2 protein-coding genes and 1 pseudogene are annotated in these 2,248 nt (G+C 42.1%); 1 reads left to right on the top strand and 2 read right to left on the bottom strand.

Translation table 11 applies throughout. The annotated features are described in order from the left end of the window. Positions 1-437: 437 nt before the first annotated feature. A pseudogene (locus tag BIZ37_RS29940) lies at positions 438-548 on the top strand (DUF2753 family protein); the annotation flags it as partial. A gap of 51 nt (positions 549-599) precedes the next feature. Here BIZ37_RS29940 and BIZ37_RS29935 read toward each other — a convergent pair. After that, complete coding sequence (locus tag BIZ37_RS29935; RefSeq protein WP_187464643.1) at positions 600-830, bottom strand: alternative ribosome-rescue factor A; 231 nt, start codon at positions 828-830, stop codon at positions 600-602. A gap of 40 nt (positions 831-870) precedes the next feature. Further along, entirely contained in the window at positions 871-2,004 is a 1,134-nt protein-coding gene (locus BIZ37_RS29930; protein ID WP_187464642.1) for a serine hydrolase, read from the bottom strand. Positions 2,005-2,248 lie beyond the last annotated feature (244 nt).

The raw sequence follows: 2,248 nt of genomic DNA, 5'->3' as shown, positions 1-2,248 counted from the left end.
GCGGCGCTTGATATGTGTCTTGATTGTAATTTGCTTTTTCATCTATCTATTCTGTTTTCTTGATTCAAGCCTATTGTGACTACAACAAAAAAGTTCTAGCCCAATAGGGTGTTTGCATTCAAACAGCTGATAACTCAATGACCTAGCCAGCATCAAACTGTCACTTTTTTGCCATGACCAATTATAAAGCACTAAAATAAAAGAAGTTTATTGATCACGCACCCTGCGTTACAGGGTTGGACATAATGCAAGCTGAACATAAATTAAACAACCCCAAAAATGGTTAAATATGAGAATTTGGGTGTCAATTTATGAATAGATTGGAGCAAAACTCGACAACAGTGACGGCTAGTTATACATGACGTGATATGCAGCACATTTTTGAATGGAAGAACTGAAAAGAGAGAAATAGCTCAGAAACTAGTACTGTTACCGGCTCTCAAGATGAATTGATGACGAACAGAGTGATATATTGCCACAACTTTGCAAATTTCTGGCGAATCCATGGCGATGAAAAATATGAGCAGAGGTACTTAAGCTTATCGTGAAGTTCCAGCTGCACTAATGGGTGAAGAGAGTGCTATGCAATGAAAGCTTAATCAAGCCGCCATTGAATAGGACTCTCGTCCTGCATGTTTACCCTTACGCTGGAAGCTACCTTTGCCCTTTTTCGCCTTCACAACACGTGTTTTGAATAGTTGACTAGTCACAACCGCTTTGAGCGCGTTGTCTTTAATCACCCCTCTGCCAAAGTCGGTTTCAACCACATTGGTTTGGCTTTGATCTACTACATCCACAGTTTGGGATGAGTTCTTTCTCTTTTTGCCCATTTTTAATCCTCATTAATGGTTTGTTCTTGATAAAAGTTGCCTACGTATCGGTGTCTTTTACCTCATACCGCTGACGATACAGCTTGAGGAAATGAAGTACAATCTCTCTTGCCACCTCTGTCTCGCAGTTGGTTAAAAACACCATACCGGTTTGTGTATGGCGGTTAAACAGCATCTCGGTTCTGATCCCTTTGACCCACCCACCATGATGTACAAACCCTGAGATGCCTTTGTAGTCAAAAGTACGCCATCCTAAGCCATAGTATACATTGCTAAGCTTCGCCCTATATCGATATTGGTTAGCGCGGATATGCGGTTTGTGCATGATTTCTAGTAACGGTGGCTGTAACACCGATGGGTTATGGCCAAACTGTGCCAACATCCACTTAGACAAGTCCTGAGCACTTGCATTGACACCTGCCGCTGCTGGCACACGGTAATAGTAAGGTGCAGGTTTTACCGGTGCAAATCCGGATTTTACTTTAACATGTGGCGTGACACGGTTTGCTGTCTCTTTAAATCCCTCCATACCAAAAGAGGCATGATCCATTTCTAAGGGAATGAAGATATTTTCCTGAACAAAGGTTGGATAATCCATCCCTACTGCTAAAGCCAACATATCCGCAGCTAGGTTATACACCACATTTTGGTAGCCATAACATTTGCCCGGATCACAGACAAATTTGACCCTGTCTAGCATCTGTAGAATGCGCGTGTACCTAACATTGTCTTCAATTAAATCTGAATATGCCTGTGGCACCAAACCCGTTGTATGGGATAGCAAATGACGTAGCGTGACATTTTTACCCAGTTGTGGGTCGCTAAACTCTATATTGTCTAAGTAAGGGACTACATGGGTATCCCACTCTATCGATTTTTGGTCGACTAGAATTGATACCGCTGCAGAAGCGAAAGTCTTCGAAATTGAGGCCAAAGGAAAGACTGTCGCAGAGTCAATCTTCTCTTTCCCCCCTTTCTTCGTCACTCCATAGCCACGAAGTAGCCGGATGTCTCCATTTATCACCACAGCGAGTGACGCGCCTGGAATGCCCTTCTTAACCGCCTTTTTGACATATTGATCAAGTTCAATTGCCATATCGTCATGCTCAGCGCCGACGACAGGGACCGAAGCTAACAACAGTATGGCCAGCCCCAGAATCCGATAACTTTTCATCAATTTACTACCTAGCCAAAATTATACTTACCAAAACACGCCAAGGCGTTCGGTTTCTATTCATTTCATACCGCTTGGCTTTAAGCGTAGACGTATCACTGAAGGAGCTTTTTTCTCTCAATTGAGAAAGAATGTCAGCATTGGGACATTGTTGCCTAGTTAGCAATTTCAATACGTAAAGTATTTTCTTGGATGATAAATAATTGCTATTTTTTAGAGCAATTTGATTTAATTTCTTCTAAGA

The sequence above is a fragment of the Photobacterium sp. BZF1 genome (genome assembly GCF_014349205.1).
GTDB lineage: Bacteria > Pseudomonadota > Gammaproteobacteria > Enterobacterales > Vibrionaceae > Photobacterium.
Note: the sequence above shows the minus strand (reverse complement) of the source record. Positions and strands in the feature narration are given on the sequence as shown.

Bases quoted from the DNA above. Each gene is read 5' to 3' on its own strand.
- BIZ37_RS29935 (WP_187464643.1), bottom strand. From the start codon at position 830: ATGGGCAAAAAGAGAAAGAACTCATCCCAAACTGTGGATGTAGTAGAT.
- BIZ37_RS29930 (WP_187464642.1), bottom strand. From the start codon at position 2,004: ATGAAAAGTTATCGGATTCTGGGGCTGGCCATACTGTTGTTAGCTTCG.